The organism is Megasphaera sp. ASD88 (genome assembly GCF_002287425.1).
GTDB classification, from domain to species: Bacteria; Bacillota; Negativicutes; order Veillonellales; family Megasphaeraceae; genus Megasphaera; species Megasphaera stantonii.
Genome location: NZ_NQXW01000026.1, coordinates 1 through 22761 on the forward strand (window position 1 = coordinate 1; position 22761 = coordinate 22761).

The following is a 22761-nucleotide window of genomic DNA, read 5'->3' on the forward strand; positions in this document are numbered from 1 at the left end:
CGACAGGCATCAGGAACGGTTTGTCCGTCGGACGGTCCGGCGTCGGGATGTATTCGTCAACAGCGTCCATCAGTTTGAGGATAGACTGTTTTGCTTCTTCGTCGCCTTCGAGGGCTTTCAATGCGGAGCCTACGACGATAGGTACTTCGTCGCCGGGGAAATCGTAGGAGCTCAGGAGGTCGCGGACTTCCATTTCTACGAGTTCGATCAGTTCGGGGTCGTCAACCTGGTCGGCTTTGTTGAGGTATACGACGATAGCCGGTACGCCTACCTGGCGGGCCAACAGGATGTGTTCGCGAGTCTGAGGCATCGGGCCGTCAGCTGCGCTTACGACGAGGATTGCGCCGTCCATCTGAGCAGCGCCGGTGATCATGTTCTTAACATAGTCGGCGTGGCCCGGGCAGTCAACGTGGGCATAGTGACGTTTGTCCGTTTCGTATTCAACGTGAGCCGTGTTGATCGTAATGCCGCGTTCGCGTTCTTCCGGAGCCTTATCGATATCAGCATAGTCTTCGAATTTAGCGTAGCCTTTTTCGGACAATACTTTCGTAATAGCAGCCGTCAACGTCGTTTTGCCATGGTCAACGTGACCAATCGTGCCGATGTTAACATGGGGTTTGGTTCTTTCGTAATGTTCTTTTGCCATTTTACTGATTTCCTCCTTTAGGAAAAAATTTACCATCTATATTGTATTCTATCACACAATATCTATTTTTGCTCTGTTTTCAGAAAAAAATAGTATTGCATATAGAAATAACCTCGTAAAACGAGGTTATAAATGTGGTGGCGGCTCGGAGATTCGAACTCTGGACACTGCGGGTATGAACCGCATGCTCTAGCCAACTGAGCTAAGCCGCCATGTTTGGAGCTATTGACCGGGATTGAACCGGTGACCTTATCCTTACCAAGGATACGCTCTACCGACTGAGCTACAACAGCTTACACCGTTCAAAGCACATATACAGTTTTTCTTTACTGCCTTGCAGCAAAAATTTGGTAGCGGGGGCAGGACTTGAACCTACGACCTTCGGGTTATGAGCCCGACGAGCTACCAACTGCTCCACCCCGCGATGATATGGTGGTGGGGGAAGGATTCGAACCTTCGAAGGCAGTCGCCGGCAGATTTACAGTCTGCTCCCTTTAGCCACTCGGGAACCCCACCATACCTGGAGCCGACAATAGGACTTGAACCTACAACCTACTGATTACAAGTCAGTTGCTCTGCCAATTGAGCTATGTCGGCGTGTCCTGTCTCACAGAACGTAATTGATTATACTTGATAATCTCGATTCTGTCAAGACATTTTTCAGAAGTTTTTTTACTCTCTTCAAAAGCATTTCTTTTAAAGAAGTCTTTAAAACTGCTGACTTAGATAGTATACTATACTCTATAGAAAAAAGCAAGAGATAAATTCAAATTTTTTGGAGGATACTTCTATATGATAGACAGCACAGATATGAAACGGTTTGCCGCTGCCCTCGGCCTGGACTGCGCCGGCGTCGCCCCAGCCGATTTGCCCCGGCCGCCCTATGCCGAAGAACCGCCGTGCCCGCTGGCCGCCGGCGTAGGAGACGAACGATACGAGCCGCGCCGCATTCTCCCGTCGTGCCGTTCCGTCATCGTCGTCTTAGTTCCCTATTACACGGCCCAGACAGAACAGGCCAATCTATCCCTCTATTGCCGGAGCGCAGACTATCACGCCGTCGTCCGCGCGTATTTAGAGCAAATCGCCGCGTATCTGCAGCGGCAATATCCCGGCAGCGAGCAGCGCTGTGTCGTCGATACGTCCCCGCTGTCGGACCGCTGGCTGGCCTATCAGGCCGGCCTGGGCTTTTTCGGAGACAATCGCTGCCTCATCAACGATACGTACGGCTCCTACGTCTTTATCGGCAGCGTCCTCACGTCCCTGCCCTTCACGCCGGACCAGCCCCTGCAACAGGAATGCTCCCACTGCGGCGCCTGTCAGTCAGCCTGTCCGGGACAATGTTTTTCCGGCGGCGCTTACGATTACAGCTGCTGCAAATCGTATATTACGCAAAAAAAAGGCAGCCTTACGCTGCCAGAAATACAATGTATGGAAAAAACGCCGCTCATCTTCGGCTGCGACGTATGTCAGGAATCGTGTCCGCACAACAGCGTCGTCAAGGCGACGCCTCTTCCGGAATTTTACCAAGACCGCCTGCCGCGGCTTTCCCCTTCAGACATCGAATCGCTGTCGAATAAACAGTTTCAGCAGGCTTTCGGCGACCGGGCTTTTGCCTGGCGCGGCAAAAAAGTGCTGCTCCGCAATCTGGAATACGCGGCTAAGCAGGACGCCGCATCAACTAAAAATCGAAACGACGGCAAAGACGACGTATAACAAGACGAAGGCAGCCAAGACGGCCACGGCGGCCAGGGGCAGCAGCAGGACGGCAATACTTCGTCCCGTTCCCATGGTGTACGTTTCTTTGACGGCCCATACGTCCAATACCAAAGCCCAGACCCCTGCCGCCAGCGACACGGCCTGCACCAGCAGTTCCGGCGCGACGAATACGAAGCTGCCGGCTAAGGTCGCCAGGTTGAGGGGGATTTCCGTGAAGCAGAAGGCCGCCGCCAGGCTTTTCATAGACCCGTTTCGCCCGAGAAGGCGGGCGGCTCCATGATACAGCAAGATGCGCGCGGCAAAACAGAAGGCCGCTCCGCCGTACATAGCTATGGCCGTCCATACTGCCGTATCCTGCCACTGCACCCATACGGACACGACAGAAAGCATCACGGAAAGGGACCAGATGACGATTCCTTCGCGAAGGCGCTGCTCCGGCACGATGACAGCCAGCGTTTCTTTAGGCGATACGACGATGCCGTAGGCCAATGCTAAGGCTTCTTCAATGTAATATCTCATTGCTGCCGCCCTCCTTTCCATATCATGAGGGGGAAGGGAATCCTCTGCCCGGCTTCATACAGCCCTTCGGCCAGAGAAGGCGCCGCTATCCGGCCGGACAGCAGCTGATCCCAGGAGAAGGCGTCGTCGTACGTCACCGTCGCCACCTTGTCCGGATTGGCGTGAATCAGCGTCCCGGCATAGCCCAAGGCGTCGTAGTAATTCCCCAGCTCGTCGACGAGGCCCGCCTCCTTTGCCTGCACGCCTGTAAACACCCGGCCGTCGGCCAGGGAACGCACCTTTTCGCCGTCCATATGGCGCTGCTCGGCCACGACGGCGACAAACTGTTCGTACATATCGTCGACCATATTCTGGGTCAGCCTCCGTTCTTCCTCAGTCATTGGGCGGAAGGGTGAGAAAATATCTTTATAGGGCCCCGATTTGATTTTTTCTTCTCGTACGCCCAGCTTTTCGCTCAGGCCCTGCACATCATAATACGACATATACACGCCAATGCTTCCCGTAATCGTCGAAGGATTGGCGTATATTTTATCTCCATAAGCCGCCAGCCAGTAGGCCCCCGACGCGGCCGTATCGCCCATGGATACGACGACAGGCTTGCCTGAATCCTTCAGCTTCTGCAGCTCTGCCGCCGCTTCCTGCGTCGCCGCCGCGCTGCCGCCGGGGCTGTTGACGCGCAGCAGTACAGCCTGTACGCTGTCGTCCTGCCTGGCCTTGCGGAACTGGCGCATCAGCGCGCCCGACGTCGTCGAAGACGGGCTTCCCCAAGCCATATCGGCGTCGTCGCCGCCGACAATGGGGCCATTGACGCGGATAACGGCTACGCGCGGATCCTGATACAGCTTCCGCACGCTGTCCGAGCGGGACAGGGACCCGGCCGCGGCAACGGCAATAAACAGCACTGCCGCAACGACGCCGGCAATGCGGATTTTTTTCTTCTTTTCCATAGGGCCTCCTCTATACAAAAATAAGGGACGCAAGAGCGACGGCTCTCTATCCCTTACGTATTACAGACGGTCTTCATGGGTCGTATCCAAATTCAAGAATAAGGTATACTCGCCCTTGAAGTACAGCTTTACAGAACCGACGGGGCCGTTGCGGTGCTTGGCCAGTATGATTTCTGTAATGTGCTGATTTTCCGTTTCCTTATCATAATAATCTTCGCGATACAAGAACGACACGATATCGGCGTCCTGTTCCAGCGCGCCCGATTCGCGCAGGTCGCTGAGCATAGGCCGCTTATCCTGCCGGCTTTCTACGCTTCGGCTGAGCTGCGACAGGGCGATGAGGGGCACCTTGAGCTCCCGGGCCAGGGCCTTCAGCGAACGGGAAATTTCGGAAATTTCCTGCTGGCGGCTTTCGGAGTTGCGCCCCTGCATGAGCTGCAGGTAGTCGACGATGATCAGGTCCAGGCCGTGTTCCGCCTTGAGACGGCGAGCCTTGGAGCGCATCTCCGTCACGGAAATGCCCGGCGTGTCGTCGATATAAATGGGCGCCTGATACAATTTATCGCAGGCGTCGGTCAGCTTCGTCCACTCGTCGTCGCTGTTGAGCTGGCCTGTGCGCAGCTTCTGCGAATCGATGTGGGCGATCTGGCACAGCAGACGCTGTACGAGCTGTTCCTGAGACATTTCCAGGGAAAAGAAGGCCACGGTCTTATGCTGCTTTACGCCTACGTTCTGCGCGATATTCAAAGTAAAAGCCGTCTTCCCCATGCTCGGACGAGCCGCGACGAGGATTAAGTCCGACGGCTGCAGCCCCGACGTTAGGCGGTCTAAATCGCGAAATCCCGTAGGCAGGCCCGTAATACCCGCCTTATTTTCGTACAGCTTGGTGATCTTGTCCAGCGTTTCTTCGACGACGACGCCGACAGGCGCGAAGTCTCCCCGCCGCTTGCTCTCGGAAATCTGTAAGATACGCCGTTCGGCGTCATCCAGCAAATCCTCCGGCTCTTTCTCGCCGTCGTAAGCCTCCGAGGTCAATTCGGTGCACGTCGTAATGATATTGCGGGCCAAGGCCTTTTCCGCCACGATATTGGCGTGATATTCGATATTAGCAGCCGTCGCGACCAGGTTCGGCAGGCTGAGGACGTACTCCAGGCCGCCGACGTCGTCGAGCTTCTTCATGCGCCGCAGTTCTTCCGGCAGGGTGATGACGTCGACTTCCTTGTTGTCATGGTGCAGGTGCTCCATGGCTTCGAAAATCGTCCGGTGCACTTCCCTGTAAAAATCGCCGGGCCGCAGCTTTTCCATAGCGGCTACGACGGCGTTGTGCTCCAGCATCATCGCGCCGAGCACGGCCTGCTCCGCTTCTACGTTCTGCGGCGGAATCCGCTGCTCCATAGTATATGCACACTCCTACTTTACAAACATAACATCTAATACGTCCTGAATCGTTTCGGCGCAGCGTATATCCAAATCCAGATGGTGCTCCGGAATATCCTGCCCATTGTCTTTAGGAATGACGATAGCCTTCATGCCGGCCTGACAGGCGCCGTAGGCCTTTTCAAATACGCCGCCGACGGGCTTTACCTGCCCCCGCACGGAAATTTCGCCCGTAACGGCCACATCCTGTCGGATCGGCGTCTGCGTAATCGCCGAGATGAGGGCCGTCGTAATCGCGCAGCCTGCCGACGGGCCGTCGATGTTTCCGCCGCCGACAAAGTTGATATTGACGTCGTAATCGGACAATTCCTTGCCCGTCACGCTGCGCACCACGGCAGCGGCGTTGAACATGGAATCCTTGGCCATCGAACCGGCCGTATCGTTGAAGCGGTAATAGCCCTTGCCGGCCTCGCGGGCGGGAAAGGCTACGGCTTCGATTTCAATCGCCGAGCCTAAATACCCCGAAACGCCGAGGCCGAATATTTTCCCCACAGCCGGCACGTCGCTCGCCTTTTCCATGGCGTACGGCGTAAGGCGGCTGATCTGGGACACGCGGTGAATGTGATCCTTCGTAATGACTACGCCGTCCTTGCGGCCGGCCCGATATACGGCCAGGCCGTAGGCGTCAGCCAGAATATTGACGGCCTTGCGCCCTTCGATCGTAAAGGTGCTGATAAGGGCCGCCGCGCCGTCTTCCAAGACTGCGCCCAGCTCCCTGGCCGCATTTTCTACGATAGTCTGTATATCCGACGGCACGAGGGGCTCAAAAAAGATTTCAGCGCAGCGCGAGCGGATAGCCGGATTGATTTCCCAAGGGCTCCGCGTCGTCGCCCCGATGAGGATAAAATCGGCCGGCGCGCCTTCGGCGAACAGTTTTTTAATATACTGGGGCACGTTCGGGTCTTCTTCGTCATAATAGGCCGACTCGAACTTCACCCGCTTATCTTCTAATACCTTCAGCAGCTTGTTCAGCAGCATGGGATCCATCTCGCCGATTTCGTCGATGAACAAGATGCCGCCATGGGCCTCCGTCACCAGGCCCGGCTTGGGCTCGGGAATCCCCGTATCGGCTAAATCGCGGCGCGCGCCTTGATAAATGGGGTCGTGAACCGAGCCGATGAGGGGATTGGTCATATCGCGCGAATCCCAGCGAAGCGTCGTCCCGTCCGTTTCGACAAAGGGAGCGTCAGGTCCGAAGGGCGTAAAGGGAAGGCCTTTCGCCTCCTGCAGGACGATGCGGGCCGCCGTCGTCTTGCCTACGCCGGGAGGTCCGTACAGCAGAAGATGCTGCGGATACACGGAAGCCAGCTTGCTCTGCATCGCTTCTACAGCCCGTTCCTGGCCGACGACGGCGCTGAGCTTTTTCGGACGGACTTGCTCCATAATCGACTCGGACAGCTGTATCGTGTCGAGCTTCTGCAGCTCGGCCAGCTTGCGCTTCGTCTGCGGCGTCTCCACATCGCGCAGTTCTTCCTTGATAATCTGCATCTTGATTTCCTGCACGTATTCCTGCTGCTTTTCTTCCATCCGCTGGGAAATCTTCTTTTCCAGCCGCTCTTCCACAGCCTGGCGGGCCAGCATTTCAGCCAGCACGATTTCCAGCTCGTTCAATACGTCGATGACCTCGTCGTCCTTCGGAATGCGGTCGTACGACGCGTTTTCATATACGAGGCGCTGCAGGCCGACCAGCCGCTGCCGCGGGTCTTCCGAATGGACATAGGACAGGGCGGCGTATTTACTGGCTCTGAGCACCATCTTTTCCGCCCCTATAAGACCAGTAAAAGCGCCGTAAAGCACGTTAACCTGACGGCGGAGCTCTTCCTCCGCCGTCGGTTCCAGATACTTATGGCGCTGTAACAGTTTATCAAGCAATTCTTTCATAGTATCCCCTTACAGTTTTGCCGCAGCTTATCCTTCTACGACATGAACCTTGATGACGCTCGTAATGGTCGGATGCACGCGGATGACGACGTCGTACGTTCCCAGCGATTTAATCGGGTCCTTGATTTCGACTTTCTTTTTGTCGATGTCGACGTCGTACTGAGCCTTCGCCGCTTCGCTGATATTTTTGCCCGTAATCGCACCGAATACCTTTCCGCCTTCGCCGACCTTTACGGGAATCGTCAGCTCTACCTTCTTCAGCTGGCTGGCCAGCACGACAGCTTCATCGGACGCTACCTGGGCCTTATGCTTAGCCGCCGCCTGCTTCTGCTTCGCGTCGTTGATGTTTTCCGACGTGCCCGGCGCAGCTAATTTGCGGGGCAGCAGGAAATTGCGGCCGTAGCCTTCCGATACTTCTATGATTTCGCCTTTTTTACCCAATTTTTTTACGTCTTGCAATAATATTACTTTCATTCTTTTTCAGTCTCCTTATTTTTATTGATTACGTCCCGCAGGGCCGCCATGACGTCCTGCTGCGCTTCTTCTACGGTACGCTCTTTGAGCTGCGCGCCGGCAACGGTGCGATGGCCGCCGCCGCCCAGGGCCTCCATGACGAGCTGTACGTTAATATCTCCCTTAGAGCGGGCACTGACGCCGATATTGCCGTCAGGAAGCTCGCAGAACGTAAAGCTGGCGTTTACGTTGTCTATATTGATAAGCATATCGGCGATTTGCGCCGCTACGATCGTCGTGTTCTTCGTCCCCTTCGGGCAGGAAGCCATGGCCACGCCGTCTACGATGCGCGCCTCCGACAAGATGGCCGCCTTTTCCCGGACTGTCGTAAAATCGGAGCTGAACAGCTCCCGCACGATTTCCGGGTCAGCGCCGCTGCGGCGCAGGTAGGCCGCGGCGTCAAAGGTACGGACGCCGGTCTGGACGGCGAAGTTTTTCGTATCGACGATAATGCCGGCGTACAAGGCCGTCGCTTCGATTTTTTCCAGCTCTACGTCTTCCTGATAATACTGGAGCAGCTCCGTGACGAGTTCGCTCGTCGAAGAGCTGGACGGCTCCGTATACGTCAGGAGAGGCTTCTTGATAAAGTCGGAGCTGCGGCGGTGATGGTCGATGACGACGCGCCGTTCCGTCTGTTCGATCAAGGCCGGCGCGACGGTCATGTCCGTCCGATGGGTATCGACGATAAACAGCAGCGTCTGGCTGTTGCACAGCTCTTCCGCCGTTTCCGCCGAAATGAGCAAGTCCTTAAAGGCCGGCACGTTGAGTATCTGCGTTTCCAGGCGGCGGATGGCGTCGGTCTGCTTGCTGATGACGATGTGGACGGGCTTGCCGATGATGCGGGCCATGTGAGCCACGCCGACGGCAGCGCCGATGCTGTCGTAATCTTCCCGTTCATGCCCCATGACCAGGACGAGATCGCTCGTGTCAATGAGTTCGCGTATCGCCTGGGCGACGACGCGGGCCCGGACGCGGGTATTCTTTTCGACAGACCGGGTCTTGCCGCCGTAAAAATGAGGCGAGCCGTCTTCTTCATATACGACGACCTGGTCGCCGCCCCGTCCCAAGGCCAGATCCAGCCCGGCCTGGGCCTTGTCGGCCAGCTCGTTGAAGTTGACCATGCCCTGGGTCACGACATCCTTCGGGCAAGCCGCCACGCCCATGCTGAGCGTAACGGGAATGCGGTTGACCGTATGGATCATGCGGATTTTTTCGAGAAAGGAAAAATTGTCCTTCTTCAGTTCGTCGAGGGCCTCGCGGCTCAGGCAGGCGAAGTACTTTTCGTTGCCGTACGAACGGACGAAGGCTCCCAGCGACGTCAATTCGTCGATCAGGCAGTTGTTGACGTTTGTCCACAGCGTCGTCTGCTGGACCGACGTCATGCCCTTGGCGACTTCTTCCATGTTGTCGATTTCAATATCGCACAATACCGGCACGGAGGCAATGCAGTTCATCTTCTGCGTTTCCGTGTCCGTAATATCTTCAAAATACAAGATGAGGTAGTTGTCGTCTTCCGCCGCTTCCGTCTGCAAATACTTGTAGACGACGCGGTAATACCGCTTATCGATATGTTCGAAAAAATAGCCGAATTTTCCCCAAAATTTATCGATATTTAAATTGGGCATAATATGATCCAGCTTCTGGTCGTTGTCGATATCGCCGATCCAGTCGCGGAACACGCTGTTGGCCCAGCACAGGCTGGACTGCATGTCGACGATGGCTATGCCGATGGGCAGGTTCTGCACGGCGTAGGTCGACGCCTGGTCGACGCTTTGAGAGACGGCGTCGAAAAACTGACTGATTTCCCGGTTGCGCTCGTTCGTATTTTTCCGCGTCAGCACGTAGGCTCCGACAATCAGTATCAGCGCCAGCAGCGCTATGACCCAATTATATACGGCGATAATAATCAGCAGCAAGACCGTAATGAGGAAAAAGGGCTCCTCGTTTCGTCTTGACAGCATTTCCTTCAGCATATGACTTCCCCCTGGGCATCACATCGTATTGCGTTTCTTGCGATAATTCAAAAGCATGTCCATCAATCCGGCGGCAAAGGCCGCGTAGGAAAACACGGGCATGACAAAAAACAAAATGATAATGAGCACCTGCAACCCCGTGCTGATATGAAACCGGCGGTCGAGGAAATAAAACAGGAAGGCCAGGCCCTGAATGCATATGAAGAAAAAGGCGACTTGATTCAAGTTGACGCCAGCGATGCTGAGCCACTCGATATCCCGCGTCGTCCCCCAATATTTCATGACCAATGCCAATACATATAAGTATATCACACTGCGCGAAATTTCCCAATAACGAATCGGCAAAAAGGGCTTGATGGAAAAGCCTAAGCGAACGAGCACCAGCTGGGAAATTTTGACGTTAATATAGGCGATAACCGCCATGGCCAGGCATAAAAACATGGGAAGCATAGACGGCAGAAGACGCCGCACTTCTTCCAGCTGCATCCGCGCCTCGGCCAGCTGGATATCAGACATGCCGCTGGTTTTATACTGGGCGATCGTATCGGCGACGACCGTATCGAAGGCGCTGTAAATCGCCGCCAGCAAATTGATGTCGAGAACAATATACATAAGTGCGAGAAGAACGCCCGTGGCGGCAATGAGGGCCGCCGCTACGCAGGCCAGCATCTTGGCCGGCGCCCATTCATAGCGGAATCCGGCGCCGATAGCCAGGCCGACAGAGGCAAAGGTAATGAGCTGGGCAACTGCCGTCAGGGGATCGATGAAAATTCCCATGAGGATACCTACGACGACGCCGAGCAGCAGCGCCTGGCGCATGCCGTATTTCATATAGATAATCGTCATGGGAATAGGCATGATAAAGTACCCCACAAAGGAAAAGAAGGGCATAAAGGTGCTGAGAAGGGCCAGGATGAGCATGACAGCGGCAAAACAGCCGGCAGTTGTGAGAGGCGTAATGCGCTTTTGTTCCACTGAATCATCTCCTTTCAAGAAAGGCATATCTACCTGCATGGTAAACAGCGGAGGCGCGCTGGCCTCCGCTGTCTCCGCAGTATTGCATTATACTTCCATAATAATCGGCAAAATCATAGGCCGGCGTTTCGTCTTTTCATACAAGTACCGGCTCAGCGTATCGCGAACCTGCGACTTAATGACCGCCCATTCGCGAATGTTGCCGGCTTCGCACCGTTCGAGGACGGCGGCGACGCGGTCGTGAGCTTCGCTGATCAGCTCTTCCGAATCGCGGACGTAGACAAAGCCTCTCGATACAATATCCGGTCCGGCCAAGGCGTGGCTCGTCCCCTTCGCCAAGGTCATGACGACGATGACGACGCCTTCCATAGCTAATTGCTGGCGGTCGCGGATGACGATGTTGCCGACATCGCCGACGCCGAGGCCGTCGACAAATACGCGGCCGGCGTTGACCCGGCCGGCTTTATTGCCGGAACGGTTGGAAAATTCGAAAATCTGCCCGTTGTCGCCAATGAGGACATGATCTTTTTCGACGCCCATCTGCACCGCCAAATCGCCGTGCTGCTTCAGCATGCGGTATTCGCCGTGAACGGGAATAAAATACTTCGGCCGGATCAAATCCAGCATGAGCTTCAATTCTTCCTGGCTGGCATGGCCCGACACGTGAATCTTCTTATCCCGGCCGGCAACGACGTTGGCGCCCAGCTTCATGAGGTTGTCAATGGTCCGGCTTACTCCCATTTCGTTGCCCGGAATCGGCGTCGCCGAAATGATGACCGTATCGCCCGGCATGATGCTGACGCTGCGGTGATTGTTGGAGGCCATGCGGGATAAGCCGGCCATGGGCTCGCCCTGGCTGCCCGTCGTCAGGATCAGGACCTGGTCGTCGGGATAACGTCCCAATTCGTCGGGCTCGATGAGCACGCCGTCAGGCACGTTCAGATAGCCCAATTCGATGGCAATCTGCACGTTATTGACCATGCTGCGGCCCAATACGGTCACCTTGCGCTTAAACTGCACGGCCGTATTGATCGCCTGCTGAATACGGGAAATATTCGAAGCGAAGGTCGCCAAAATAATACGCCCTGTCGCAGCCCGGAAGGCCTTGCGGAAGGCATGGCCTACGGTTGTTTCCGATTCGGTGTAGCCCGGCCGTTCTGCGTTCGTGCTGTCCGACATAAGCAGCAGTACGCCGCGGCGGCCCAGGTCGGCAAACTTGTGGATGTCCATAGGCTGGCCATCCACCGGAGTCAGGTCGATCTTAAAGTCGCCCGTATGGACGATCGTGCCTACAGGCGTCTTAAAATACAGCGCGCTGGCATCGGGAATAGAGTGATTGGTTCGGATAAAGCCCACTTTCATGCAGCCGATCTGCACTTCGTCGCCGTGCTGCACCTCGTTCAATTTGTAATTCGTAATGTGATTTTCCTTCAATTTGCCTTCAATGAGGCCGCATACTAATTTCGTCGCGTAAACGGGCACATTTACTTCGTTGAGCAAATATGCCAAACTGCCGATATGGTCTTCGTGACCATGCGTAATGACGACGGCCCTCACCTTGTCCCTGTTTTCAATCAAATAGCTCATGTCAGGGATGACGAGGTCAATGCCAAACATATCGTCGTCAGGGAAAGACAGTCCGGCGTCAATCACGATGATGTCATTTCCGTATTGGATTACGGTCATATTCTTGCCGATTTCGCCCAAGCCGCCCAATGGAATGACCATCAGCTTTTCTTTCTTAGCCAATTTTTTTACCTCCTGTACTATGAAATTTTATCCGTTCTAACTGTGTATATTGGATTGCCCGTCGGCCTGCGCCGACCTATTCTCCCGTGCAGGCAATCGATGCCAACTGTCTTATCAAAGATGCTTGCGTTCAGATATAACGAACAATAATGGACTTACCCTTCTATCATATTTTCCGTTATTTCTCTTCCTATGTCAATAATATGACTGTAAAATTCTACAATTTAAGGAAAAATTTAGAGTGCCGCAGCCGCCGGTTCATATATTTGTCCAGTTGCCGCGGTATATCCATGCCGCACGGCACATGTGCTTATAAAAAACAGCAGGACCGCAGCGACGATACCGCATGCGGCCCTGATGCCAAAACATATGTAGATGTCTCCTTGCCGCCCTTAGGCCGCTTTTGCCGCAGCGCCGTCTTTATCGGATTCCTCCGCGTCGTCGGAGCCCGGAATCGTTCCCGGAACGGCCGCTTCCTTAACTTCTTTCGGAGCCGTCAAATCAGCGTCTTTCGGAAGGGGAGCACAGTCGATAGTCATGGATATTTCGCTGTACTTGATAAACTGTTCCATAACGGCTTTATTCGCGTCGGACGCGTCGCTTTCAGCCAACACTTCCTGCGCAACGGCGCGCATCTGCGGCGTCAAAGGCATCGTCACCTTGGAAATCCGCTTGGTCTTCGGATCGACGGTTACATTGACCGTTATGTCACCCGTTTTCTGCAGGGCCTGAAGGACCTTTGCAAAGCCTTCGGCCTGTTCTTTCTTATAGCCGTCGGCAGCCCATTTTTCCTTGTCGCCTTCGCGGTACAGGCGGCTCGCGTCATATACGACATCGTACGAATTCTTGCCGGCTGCCGTTACGGATTTCACGCCGGCCAGTACGTTGTGGTCGCCATGGAAGCGCTTGGAAATGGGATCGGCGCTCTTCAATTTGCGGGTTGCCTTTTTCCACGCGTTGTCGGCCTTCGAATCTTCATAGTAGATGTGCAGTACGTCGCCGTCCTGTTCCACATAACTGTGGACGGTCTTCGTGTTGTTCAGGACCTTCGCTACAGCTTCGCTCTTCATCTGGAAGGGTTCAGCCTGCATATCGATGGTGTTGGTCAGGGACACATTGCCCAAAAAAGGCATTTCCATATTGACCTGCAGGACGTATTCGCCTGTCGGTTCAGCCATCATATTGCGGGCCGCTTCTTCGTATACCTGCGACGGAGACGCCGCGAATGCCGCGCCGCTGGCCATAGCCAGGGCCGCGACCGTACAAAGAGCCTTTTTTACACGCATTCTTAAATTCATATTTCATTCCTCCTTGCGCAATAATAACTATTCCCGGAAAAGCCGAGGGACTGCCGGGGAATAACCTGAACACAGAAGCTACATGCCCGCCTTGCGGTACAGGCTGTAGAAATGATGGATAGGCCCGTGGCCTTTGCCAATCGGTTCGGCGTGGCTGATGCCGTCGAAGACGTACTGCTTAGCCGCCGCGACGGCGTCGGCCAGGTTCATGCCGTTCGCCAGATTGGAGGCGATGGCACTGGACAGGGAGCAGCCCGTGCCGTGAGTGCTCGTGCTTTCGACGCGGCGGCCTTTGAAATAATGGAAGCCTTCGCCGTCGTATAAGATGTCCGTCGCATCTTCTACGCGGTGGCCGCCTTTGACCAGCACGGCCTTCGCTCCTAAGGCTGCGATGTCTTTGGCCGCCTGTTCCATAGACGTAAAATCATCAATATGACGTCCCGTCAGCACTTCCGCTTCGGGAATATTCGGCGTCAGTACGTCTGCCAGGGGAATCAACTCCTCCTTCAGCGTCTGTTCTGCTTCTTCGGCCAGTAGCCGATGGCCGCTCGTCGCCACCATGACCGGGTCGACAACGACGAAGGGAGGCTTGTACTGGCGCAGCTTGCCGGCGATAATGCGTATCGTCTCGGGAACGCTGACCATACCGATTTTCACGGCGTCTACCTCTATATCTTCAAATACGGCGTCGATCTGCGATGCGATCATCTCCGGCGTCACGTCCATATATCCCCGCACGCCCTGCGTGTTCTGCGATACGACAGCCGTTATGACGTTCATGGCATAACAACCATGGGCGCAAAAGGTCTTGCAGTCCGCCGCCGCTCCGGCCCCGCCGGACGGGTCCGTCCCGGCAATCGATACTACGTGTTTCATAGGCTATACCTCCTAATTACTATCTATTATTTCTTTATCAGCTTTGCTGCCTTCGGGCTCATATACATGAGCAGCGACGCCGTGCCCCCGTTGCTGTCAAAGGGATCATAATCAAACAAGGCCATGCTGCCCGTTTTGAACTGTATATCCAGACCGGTCCATGCCTTAGTCCATTGCTCTAAATAGGGCGAATGGCCGACAATGCACACGACATCCCCGTCGCTCCCGCACAGAATATCCTTATAGACGGCGTCCAGATCACCGGCTGCAATGGCCGGATGGGTATGAAAGGCAGTATAGGGAATGCGCGTATCAAAAAACGCCGCCGTTTGACACGTGCGGATATACGGACTGGCCCACAGGACGGTAGTCCCTTCGGGCCACCACAGCCGGGCGGCGTCGAGCATTGCCGCAGCCTGCTTCTTGCCCTTTTCAATCAGTTCCCGCTTTTTATCGTCCATTCCGTCATGGTACGGCTCGGCTTTGCCATGACGCATCAAACAAACATACATGATTCGTCAATTCTCCTTTGCTCCCGCGTATTTCACTGTACATTGTTTTACGCGGCTTCTTTGAGCTCCTGCGGCTCGCCTAATTTTTATTTATTATACCATAATTCAGCACGCATATATATTGCCCTGACAAAATTGTTAAAAAGCTGTAAAAATTGGCGCCGCCTACATTTCGGCAGCGCCAATGGATGAGCTAGTTCTGTTGTTCTTTCAGCTTTTGTTTCTCTTTATACCGTTTCGTCCATTTCCAGCGATTGTGAAGCCAGAACCATTCGTCGGGATACTTGCGGATATGTGCTTCCAGACGATCGTTCAGCTGCTGCGTAACGTCATATACGATCCGCTTCTTTTCTTCCTTCGACAACGGCGTGTCGGACGTATAAGGCCGAATCGGCGGCAGCGCTTCTACGACGTAATGATAAGGTCTGTCTTCGTGAATGAAAATAGACAATATCGGATAGTTTTGTATGCCGGCCAGCTTCGCCGGGCCGTCGGCCGTCAGTGTATCCCGGCCGAACAGCTTGACCATGATGCCGGCATATCCCGGGTCCTGGTCCATGAGCAGGCCGATATAATGGCCCTTGGCCAAAAAACGTACCATGTCGCGGATGCCCGTCTTATACGTAACGTGCTGCTTCATCATCGCCCGGTATTCGTTGATAAACGTATCCGAGCCCTTATTGTCCTGCTGCTGCGCCACCGATATGAGAGGATAGCCGCTCATCGCCAAATACGCGCCGAGAAGCTCCCAGTTCCCTGCATGGGAAGCCATAAAAATCGCGCCCTCACCGCTCGCCTTGAGCTCGTCGAGATATTCTTTGCCATGAAACACGATTTTTTTATCGAGAATCTCTTTGTCATACACAGGATAGGACAGCACCTCGATGATCATACGGCCGAAGCGCGTCGTACTGGCTTTGGCGATCGCCATCGCTTCGCCGGCATCTGCCGTAAGGCCGCATTCAAGGATTTGATCCCGCGCCAAGATTTTGCGCTTCTTCGGCACAAAGGTCCAGAAAAAGGCGCCGAAAAACGCCCCCAAACCGCGGCGCATGAAAAAAGGAATATGGCAAATCAGAAAGCTGAGACATTTCATGAATGTATACATAGGCAGCCTCTTACATTCCCGCCTTTTTTTCTAATTCGGCAATTTTCTTTTCCAGAGCCTTGATCGTCTTGGCCATTTCAGGCAGACGTTTGATGTAAGCCTGCGTACGGCTCCATTCGATGTGCGGACGGACGGGGAATCCGGCGTAAACCTTATTGCCTTCCATATTTCCTGTAATCCCTGATTTTCCGGCAAATACAGCATTGTCGCCAATCGTAACGTGCCCCGTGCAGCCCGTTTGCCCGGCAAAAATAACGTGGTGGCCGACCTTCGTGCTGCCGGCAATCCCCGTCTGAGCGATAATAAAGCAATCTTCGCCGATTTCTACGTTATGGCCCAGGTGGACGAGGTTGTCGATTTTAGTTCCCGCCGCTACCTTTGTCGAACCAAGCGTCGCGTTGTCAATACACGTGCAGGCGCCGATTTCGACGTCGTCTCCGATTTCGACGTTGCCGATTTGGGGAATGCGCGTATGCTTGCCGTCTTTCGTAGCAAAGCCGAATCCTTCGCCGCCGATGACGGCGTGGGCCCGGATAACGTCGCGTTCTCCCAGAACGCAGTTTTCATGGATAACGGCGCCGGGGAAAATCGTCGTACCGTTACCAATGGAAACGTTGTCGCCAATGAACACGTAGGGATAGATGATGCAGTCTTCGCCGATCTTGACGTTCTTTCCGATAACGGCGTACGCCATAATGGCGGCATTTGCCCCTACAGACGCGCTTTCATCGACAATCGCCGTAGGATGGACGCCCGATTGTACAGACTGGCGAGGATGAAACAGCACAAGGAGCTTGGAAAAAGCCAAGCGAGGATTTTCTACGATCACCAGGGTATTGTCGCCGGCAGGCACTTCTTTTTCAACCATAACGGCGCCGGCGTGGACCTGAGGAAGATATTCCGTATAGGGGTCGACGGCGAAGGTAATATCCTGCTTCCCCGCTTCCGCCAACCCTTTAATATCCGAAATCACGGCGCTGCCGTCGCCAATCACAGTTCCGCCCAAAAATTCTGCTAATTCTTGCACTGTTTTTTCCACAATGTACACTCCTTTTTACTGCAGCTTTGCAATTAACTCATCGGTCACGTCGATGCCGCCGTTAGGCACGGCTTCTTTCACCATGACGATGCCCACTTCTTTTTCTTTAGCTATTTCGCCCAAGTTCGTCTGAATATCCGACATAAACTGCCGCTGCATGCTGGCGGCAAAAATATTCAATTCCTGCTGCGACTGCTGCTGTTTCTTTTGGAAGTCTTCAGCCGACATCGTGCTCTGCGCCTTCTGCAATTCCTCCGTTACGGACTTTTGCTTTTCTTCCGTTTTTTCTTTATATTTCTGTACGAGCGGCGCTTCCTTCCGCACCCGTTCCAAGTCGACGACGCCGACCCGGTCTTCGCCGCCGCATCCGGCAAGCATGCCGACGCACAGGGTTAACAGCGCGGCAGCCGTCAGCCGCTTCCACATTGTTTTCATCGTACAAATCCTCCTACTATCAGCCTAATCTGGCAATAATATCGTCGGTAACATCCCGCGCCGTTCCCACGCCGGCATATTCGCAGAAAATCATCTCTATGCCCTGCTCGTGCGCGACGTCGGCGGCTCTTGTCCTGATATCTGCCAGGATGGCCTCTTTGACATCTTTCATTTTCTTTTCTTTAGCCTGCAGTTTCTCTTTCCACTGCCGGTTCCACTCTTCCGGCTCCGGCCGGTCCTGCAGCGCGCTCAGCTGTGACTGGAAGGCGCTGCGGCTGTCGTCGCGGCGTTTTTCCAAATCGCCTTTTACGGTCTTGGCGTATTCTTCCAGCTCTTTCTGCGCCTTTTCCCGATACGGAGCCATTTCCTTATCGATTTCCGCCGCCGTTTCGCCGCTGATTACTACGCTAGGTTCCGCCGATTTCAGCAGCTGCGCCAGCTCCGCTTCAGCGGCCTGCCGTTCTTCCTGGCTCAAGACCAGATTTTGCAACTTCAGCTGCAAATTGACGATTTTTAGCGAATCGGCATTCGAAATCATAGGCTGTGATTTCCTCTTTTCCTGCAGTATCCGGTCGTACTGCTGCTTCAGTCCGTTATTTAACTCCTGTTCCTTCAGCAGCACCTTGGCCTGCAGCTCCTGATTCAGCGCCGCCGTCCCGGCAGCATCCACAGCAGCAAACTGCTGCGACGCAATGCCTTCTGCCGCCGCCTTATGGGAGTAGTTCCACTGCTCAAACTGATATTGGGCAACCATGGCGTTGTATTCCAGCTCCAGCCGATGATATTCGCTGTATCTGGGATGACTCATAACCACGTGCTCCAGGTCGACATAGGCATACGACGGCCCTATCTCCGATACCTGATTTCGTTGTTCCATCGCACGCCAGCCTACGACTATGCAGGCGGCTATGACGACGGCGCCGATAACTGCCGCATATATCCGCTTCATGAGATCTCCTTATTTGGACTGAGAATCGTTCAGCTGCTTCGCTACTTGATCGGTAATGTCCGTACCGCCGTACAGGACGACGCGCTTATCTACGACGAGGCTGAGGCCCTTCGTGCTGGCGACGGAACCGATAGCCGTATCGACTTTATCCTTCATGCCCTTGAAGATTTCTTCCTGCTTCTGGTTCATTTCTTCCTGCATTTTCTGGAACAGCGCCTGTTTTTGTTCGTCCGTCATGTTCGCAGACTGTTCGTCAAACTGTTTCTGCATGTCTTCGCCGGCCTGCTGAAGCTGTTTCTGTGCTTCGACGGCGTCCTGATTATCCGGCGTGATGACCTTGCTCATATCGACGACGCCGATATTGCTCGACGGCGCGGCGTTTACGGGATTCCCCATCTGCATGACGGCTAAGCCGGCAATACTGAGAACGAAGACGACGGCGATTACGCCGGAAAAAATTTTAATATTTCGTTTTTTACCCATTTCTGACATCATAACGGCATGTACTCCTTTATGTTTACAAATATCCGATGACCCTGAGCCAATTGTCATGGTCGGATATGATATATTCTAACCCGATGTATTCATGGACGCGGTAGGTCAGGCCGATTTCGTCCTCATGATTTGTCAAATCCCTGTCGAAGCGAAGCATCCATTTTTTGCCCAGATACTGGCGCACCCATACGTGGCTGCTGTCGTCGTCCGTCTCGTACTGATAACCCAGACGGGTATATTTCCCCCAGCGGTAAAAGTAGCCGGGAATGATATTCCAATCGACGGAGCTGGGCATGAATTCCACCTGCGTATACACCTCGTGATGGCCGCCGATTTTGCGGCCTAAATGGGCTTTTAAAACCGTGTCGTCGCCGCTGTTGTCATCGCGGCCGACGTCGACGTAGGCCCCGGCCTGAATATCGTAAAAATCAGTTCGGGAACACAGCTGGATCTTCATATTTTCGCCGACTTCCACGACAGGGTCAACTTTCAGCTTGTACTTGCGGATAACCCATTGGCTGTCTACGCTCCGGCGCAGGTCAGCCTGTATATCTCGTTCATGGCGGTGAACAAACGCCACGGGCAGGCCTTCCAGCCCAGCGTAGCGTTCTTCTATGTTCTTGCGGGCGCTGAGGAAAATCACTCTCGGCAGATGTTCCGCCTCGATCGCTACGTCCACATTGCGCACTACAGGCAGCTTCGGCAGCAAGTAAATTTCTACCTCTGCCCTGCGCCCTGGCGTAATGGCGATATGGGGATAAAATTCCGGCAGCTGGCTTTCCAGTTCGCTTTCCATCACCGCTTTTATCGTACCGTCCGCCCAGTCCAGGGCATCGACAGGCAGGCCGACGAGGAGATTTTCTACGATAGATGAAGCATTGCGCAAATCGCCGTCGGCCAGGCGTCGGCCCATATCGGGAAGAGCGCCGTAATCCACATGCATGGCGACGGATTGAATCGTCTCTCCCCACGGACGGATCTGCACGGCCAACGTCGTGTCCTCGCCCGGCTGAATCTGAATCGATTCCACAGTGTAGCCGATGAGGACCCGATTGACGATATCATTAATAATCCGGTTATATTCCTCGCCGTTTGCCAGCACCTCGCCGCTGTCATGGGTCAGCAGCACGTGGTTTCCTACGGTTTGAATGCTGGCCGCTATGCGCTTCTGCACCAAGGGCGGCATCTTCTCCTGCACGGAAGAGACGCTGACGCTGACATGAGCGATGGGAGCCGCCCATGCGCTGCCAACGCTGCAGCAGGCGCATACGGCTGCTCCCAAGCCCGCTCGAAGTATAGTCGATTTCATTGGTCCGACAGCATTAGAACTTGCCGCCGAAGCTGAAGTGGAACTTGCCGCCTTCATCACCTACACCGTAGTCAAGGCGAATAGGCCCGATAGGTGTCGTAACGCGGAATCCCAGACCGCCAGCTACGTGCAGCTCGTCGTTATCATGGTACCAAGGCACTTTATCCGTGCCGCCCCAGGCGTTACCGGCATCGACGAAGAATACGCCCTGTACTTTTTTAGCGATGGGATAGCGGTATTCGATGGTACCCAAGTACATCTTGTCGCCGCGGAATTCGTCGTCTTCAAAACCGCGAAGGTTATCGGCGCCGCCCAGCGTGAACAGGTCGTTGTACGGCATGTCGCCGTCGGCAATGCCGCCCATGAGGCGAACGGCGATGACGTGGGCATGGCCGACCTTGTAATACAGACGATTTTCGACGATGAACTTAAAGTAGTCGAAATCGCCGCCTAAGCCGTTGCCGGCCCAGACACCCGTAAAGGACAAGCGTTTGCCCCGCGTCGGATCGAAAACATTATCGCGGTTATCGAATACATGAGACCAGCGCAGGCTGTTCGTAGTGCCGAAGTTGTCGTCCAAATATCCGTTTGTCTTAAAGTTTAAATCGTCTCCATTGGCAGCAATACCATAATCTTTACGGTAATCATATCCGCTATTCCAATCTTTATATTTTGTTTCTTTCGTTTCCAAAGTAATGAAGTCGCTGACGTATTCACTGCGGACACGGCCGTAGGTGATATTGAAACCCCGTGTCTGGCGGTCGTAATCGGCTACTTCGTCGCCGTCTTCATTATAGTCGGTATAATCATTTTCGCGGTCAAATAAGCTGAAGCCGATGGAATCGCCCTGATCGTTGAGCCACGGATGGGTATAGGAGAAGATATAGTTTTTATTGGAATTGGTTTCGCCGCCGAATTCCCACTGGATGCTGACCTTATCGCCTGTACCGCGCAGGTTCGTTTCGCTCAGGCCCAGGATACCTACCAGGCCGTCCGAATCGGAATAGCCGGCGCCGATAGTAACGGTACCGGTCTTCTGTTCTACGACGTCAATTTCAACGATGACGTCCTGAGCGTTTTTCTGGCCCGGCAGCAGGCGAACGTTGACGTCTTCAAAGTAGCCCGTATTATAGACGCGCTGAATGCTTCGGCTGGCTACTTCGCGATTAAATACGTCGCCCTTCTTGAAGCGCAGTTCCCGGAGAATAACCTTATCCCGCGTCTTCGTATTGCCCCGCAGGGAAATATCTTCGACATGGACTTCAGAGATGCCGATGTGGAGAATCCCTTTTTCATCGAGGCTGACTTCCGATACGCGGTTCAGCATGTAGCCGGCGTTATTGTACGTCGTATTGATGGCGGCAATGTCGCGGCTGACAATCGACGTATTGAGCACCGAGCCCGGCGTAATCGTAATGAGCTTTTTGATATCGCTGTCCGAAAGGGACTTATTCCCTGTAATCTCTATGCCGTTGACGACAGGGTTCATCTGAACGGTGTAGTTCAGCTGAACCCCTTCGGGTACGTTGGTAAAGGACGGCTTAACCGTAGAAAAGATGCCCGTCGAACCGATGACGTTCAAGTCATGGCGGATATAGGCCATATTGACGGCGTCGCCGACGCGCATAGCCAATCGCGGAAGAATGTTTTCTTCGATTTTTTCATCCGGTACCGGGCTGACCGTAACAGATGTAGCCGTCTTGTTGAGGTACGGCGCGACGTCGCTGTCCGATACAAGGCTGCCATAGGGCAGGTTAACCCCGCCTTCCGGCGGAATGACGGCCATAGGATAATTGGGAACACTGGAATCTACGACGAAGTCGCCGATTCTAGCCGGGAACTGCACCGGCGTGCCCGGCAGTTTGGGAGCAGGCGCAGCCGGAGCTGCTGCAGGCTTTGCCGAAGCGCCAGGCCCTGCGGCCTGAGCCGTTCCAGCAGGAGCTGCCGTTTCCGATGCCTGCGGCGCAGCTTCATATCCTGTGCCAGGAACGGACTCAGCAGGAGCGGTTTCCTGAGAAGAAGCTTCGGCAGCCTTATGAATTTCTTCCGGCGTCTTGCCTCCAGCAATCGCCGCCAACTCTTCTTCCGTTTCATATCCGGTCAACCCCGATTGGGCCGCCGCCATCGTATCCTGCGTTGCCTTATCGGCCCGCGCCGTTATCGTCGCGTTGACGGCCATCTTTTCAGTGCCCGACATTCCCGCAGCCGAAACGACATCGGCAGCAACGACATCTTTACCTACCGGTTCATATCCCGTCGCGCCGGCAGCCGGAGCCGGCTGCGCCGCCGTTTCGTCGCTTGCCCACACCGGGCAGGTCATCATTGCGCTGGTCATCATCAAGACAAGAAGCTTCTTCTTCCGCGTATTCATACAAAACCTCCAT

General features: G+C 54.5%; 20 protein-coding genes and 5 tRNA genes. 1 reads left to right on the forward strand and 24 read right to left on the reverse strand.

Features of this window, described 5'->3' with window-relative positions; translation table 11 throughout:
- The 6 genes from CJ260_RS10760 to CJ260_RS10785 all read right to left on the reverse strand — a co-directional run.
- A partial coding sequence (locus tag CJ260_RS10760) for a GTP-binding protein (RefSeq protein ID WP_143747691.1) occupies positions 1–646 on the reverse strand: 646 nt, incomplete at its 3' end.
- Positions 647–781: 135 nt separating this feature from the next.
- Positions 782–858 (reverse strand) — tRNA-Met (locus CJ260_RS10765).
- Between the two features lie 5 nt (positions 859–863).
- A tRNA-Thr gene (locus tag CJ260_RS10770) sits at positions 864–939 on the reverse strand.
- Positions 940–994: 55 nt separating this feature from the next.
- Positions 995–1070: transfer RNA gene (locus CJ260_RS10775), tRNA-Met, on the reverse strand.
- 6 nt (positions 1071–1076) lie between these two features.
- Positions 1077–1162, reverse strand: a tRNA-Tyr gene (locus CJ260_RS10780).
- Positions 1163–1167: 5 nt separating this feature from the next.
- Positions 1168–1243 (reverse strand) — tRNA-Thr (locus tag CJ260_RS10785).
- A 195-nt stretch (positions 1244–1438) separates the two neighbouring features.
- On the opposite strand from CJ260_RS10785, the gene queG reads away from it, so the two are divergent.
- Positions 1439–2359, forward strand: a complete 921-nt coding sequence (queG, locus tag CJ260_RS10790; RefSeq protein WP_233127974.1) for a tRNA epoxyqueuosine(34) reductase QueG — start codon at positions 1439–1441, stop codon at positions 2357–2359.
- Here queG and CJ260_RS10795 read toward each other — a convergent pair.
- The 18 genes from CJ260_RS10795 to CJ260_RS10880 form a co-directional block, all read right to left on the reverse strand.
- Positions 2321–2881: a YIP1 family protein gene (locus tag CJ260_RS10795; protein ID WP_158221402.1), complete on the reverse strand. Its 561-nt coding sequence runs from the start codon at positions 2879–2881 to the stop codon at positions 2321–2323. The two genes, queG and CJ260_RS10795, sit on opposite strands and share 39 nt — an antisense overlap.
- On the reverse strand, positions 2878–3828 hold the full coding sequence (sppA, locus tag CJ260_RS10800) for a signal peptide peptidase SppA (RefSeq protein ID WP_095630190.1): 951 nt from the start codon (positions 3826–3828) through the stop codon (positions 2878–2880). Before sppA ends, CJ260_RS10795 begins: the two co-directional genes overlap by 4 nt.
- Before the next feature lie 60 nt (positions 3829–3888).
- Positions 3889–5223: a replicative DNA helicase gene (gene dnaB / locus CJ260_RS10805; RefSeq protein WP_095630191.1), complete on the reverse strand. Its 1335-nt coding sequence runs from the start codon at positions 5221–5223 to the stop codon at positions 3889–3891.
- 15 nt (positions 5224–5238) lie between these two features.
- Entirely contained in the window at positions 5239–7146 is a 1908-nt protein-coding gene (lonC, locus tag CJ260_RS10810) for a Lon family ATP-dependent protease (RefSeq protein WP_095630192.1), read from the reverse strand.
- Positions 7147–7173: 27 nt separating this feature from the next.
- The gene (gene rplI / locus CJ260_RS10815) at positions 7174–7620 is read right to left on the reverse strand and encodes a 50S ribosomal protein L9 (RefSeq protein WP_095630193.1); all 447 of its coding nucleotides are present in this window, start codon (positions 7618–7620) and stop codon (positions 7174–7176) included.
- Positions 7617–9632 (reverse strand): DHH family phosphoesterase, encoded by a 2016-nt coding sequence (locus tag CJ260_RS10820; protein WP_095630194.1) that lies wholly within the window; start codon positions 9630–9632, stop codon positions 7617–7619. The genes rplI and CJ260_RS10820 overlap by 4 nt, the downstream gene beginning before the upstream one ends.
- An 18-nt stretch (positions 9633–9650) precedes the next feature.
- Positions 9651–10607 carry a YybS family protein gene (locus CJ260_RS10825; protein ID WP_095630195.1) on the reverse strand — a complete coding sequence of 319 codons (957 nt, stop codon included), beginning with the start codon at positions 10605–10607 and terminating at the stop codon, positions 9651–9653.
- An 87-nt stretch (positions 10608–10694) separates the two neighbouring features.
- The gene (locus tag CJ260_RS10830; RefSeq protein ID WP_095630196.1) at positions 10695–12356 is read right to left on the reverse strand and encodes a ribonuclease J; all 1662 of its coding nucleotides are present in this window, start codon (positions 12354–12356) and stop codon (positions 10695–10697) included.
- Between the two features lie 392 nt (positions 12357–12748).
- Positions 12749–13654 (reverse strand): hypothetical protein, encoded by a 906-nt coding sequence (locus CJ260_RS10835; RefSeq protein WP_095630197.1) that lies wholly within the window; start codon positions 13652–13654, stop codon positions 12749–12751.
- A 78-nt stretch (positions 13655–13732) separates the two neighbouring features.
- Entirely contained in the window at positions 13733–14530 is a 798-nt protein-coding gene (gene thiD, locus CJ260_RS10840) for a bifunctional hydroxymethylpyrimidine kinase/phosphomethylpyrimidine kinase (protein WP_095630198.1), read from the reverse strand.
- A 26-nt stretch (positions 14531–14556) separates the two neighbouring features.
- Positions 14557–15027 (reverse strand): histidine phosphatase family protein, encoded by a 471-nt coding sequence (locus CJ260_RS10845; protein ID WP_095630199.1) that lies wholly within the window; start codon positions 15025–15027, stop codon positions 14557–14559.
- A 208-nt stretch (positions 15028–15235) separates the two neighbouring features.
- Positions 15236–16150, reverse strand: a complete 915-nt coding sequence (locus CJ260_RS10850) for a lysophospholipid acyltransferase family protein (protein WP_087477834.1) — start codon at positions 16148–16150, stop codon at positions 15236–15238.
- Between the two features lie 10 nt (positions 16151–16160).
- Complete coding sequence (gene lpxD, locus CJ260_RS10855; RefSeq protein ID WP_087477835.1) at positions 16161–17189, reverse strand: UDP-3-O-(3-hydroxymyristoyl)glucosamine N-acyltransferase; 1029 nt, start codon at positions 17187–17189, stop codon at positions 16161–16163.
- Positions 17190–17204: 15 nt separating this feature from the next.
- The gene (locus CJ260_RS10860) at positions 17205–17624 is read right to left on the reverse strand and encodes an OmpH family outer membrane protein (protein WP_087477836.1); all 420 of its coding nucleotides are present in this window, start codon (positions 17622–17624) and stop codon (positions 17205–17207) included.
- A 19-nt stretch (positions 17625–17643) separates the two neighbouring features.
- Positions 17644–18573, reverse strand: coding sequence for a hypothetical protein (locus CJ260_RS10865; protein WP_087477837.1), 930 nt, complete (start codon positions 18571–18573; stop codon positions 17644–17646).
- A 9-nt stretch (positions 18574–18582) separates the two neighbouring features.
- Positions 18583–19068 (reverse strand): OmpH family outer membrane protein, encoded by a 486-nt coding sequence (locus CJ260_RS10870; RefSeq protein WP_087477838.1) that lies wholly within the window; start codon positions 19066–19068, stop codon positions 18583–18585.
- A 22-nt stretch (positions 19069–19090) separates the two neighbouring features.
- Positions 19091–20377, reverse strand: a complete 1287-nt coding sequence (locus tag CJ260_RS10875; protein WP_233127975.1) for a hypothetical protein — start codon at positions 20375–20377, stop codon at positions 19091–19093.
- 13 nt (positions 20378–20390) lie between these two features.
- Positions 20391–22748, reverse strand: coding sequence for an outer membrane protein assembly factor (locus CJ260_RS10880; RefSeq protein ID WP_095630201.1), 2358 nt, complete (start codon positions 22746–22748; stop codon positions 20391–20393).
- Positions 22749–22761: the final 13 nt, after the last annotated feature.

What these genes read in the sequence shown, in the direction of transcription:
- queG (WP_233127974.1), top strand. Translation starts at nt 1,439, where the DNA reads ATGATAGACAGCACAGATATGAAACGGTTTGCCGCTGCCCTCGGCCTG.
- CJ260_RS10795 (WP_158221402.1), bottom strand. Translation starts at nt 2,881, where the DNA reads ATGAGATATTACATTGAAGAAGCCTTAGCATTGGCCTACGGCATCGTC.
- sppA (WP_095630190.1), bottom strand. Translation starts at nt 3,828, where the DNA reads ATGGAAAAGAAGAAAAAAATCCGCATTGCCGGCGTCGTTGCGGCAGTG.
- dnaB (WP_095630191.1), bottom strand. Translation starts at nt 5,223, where the DNA reads ATGGAGCAGCGGATTCCGCCGCAGAACGTAGAAGCGGAGCAGGCCGTG.
- lonC (WP_095630192.1), bottom strand. Translation starts at nt 7,146, where the DNA reads ATGAAAGAATTGCTTGATAAACTGTTACAGCGCCATAAGTATCTGGAA.
- rplI (WP_095630193.1), bottom strand. Translation starts at nt 7,620, where the DNA reads ATGAAAGTAATATTATTGCAAGACGTAAAAAAATTGGGTAAAAAAGGC.
- CJ260_RS10820 (WP_095630194.1), bottom strand. Translation starts at nt 9,632, where the DNA reads ATGCTGAAGGAAATGCTGTCAAGACGAAACGAGGAGCCCTTTTTCCTC.
- CJ260_RS10835 (WP_095630197.1), bottom strand. Translation starts at nt 13,654, where the DNA reads ATGAATTTAAGAATGCGTGTAAAAAAGGCTCTTTGTACGGTCGCGGCC.
- thiD (WP_095630198.1), bottom strand. Translation starts at nt 14,530, where the DNA reads ATGAAACACGTAGTATCGATTGCCGGGACGGACCCGTCCGGCGGGGCC.
- CJ260_RS10845 (WP_095630199.1), bottom strand. Translation starts at nt 15,027, where the DNA reads ATGCGTCATGGCAAAGCCGAGCCGTACCATGACGGAATGGACGATAAA.
- CJ260_RS10850 (WP_087477834.1), bottom strand. Translation starts at nt 16,150, where the DNA reads ATGTATACATTCATGAAATGTCTCAGCTTTCTGATTTGCCATATTCCT.
- CJ260_RS10860 (WP_087477836.1), bottom strand. Translation starts at nt 17,624, where the DNA reads ATGAAAACAATGTGGAAGCGGCTGACGGCTGCCGCGCTGTTAACCCTG.
- CJ260_RS10865 (WP_087477837.1), bottom strand. Translation starts at nt 18,573, where the DNA reads ATGAAGCGGATATATGCGGCAGTTATCGGCGCCGTCGTCATAGCCGCC.
- CJ260_RS10870 (WP_087477838.1), bottom strand. Translation starts at nt 19,068, where the DNA reads ATGATGTCAGAAATGGGTAAAAAACGAAATATTAAAATTTTTTCCGGC.
- CJ260_RS10875 (WP_233127975.1), bottom strand. Translation starts at nt 20,377, where the DNA reads ATGAAATCGACTATACTTCGAGCGGGCTTGGGAGCAGCCGTATGCGCC.
- CJ260_RS10880 (WP_095630201.1), bottom strand. Translation starts at nt 22,748, where the DNA reads ATGAATACGCGGAAGAAGAAGCTTCTTGTCTTGATGATGACCAGCGCA.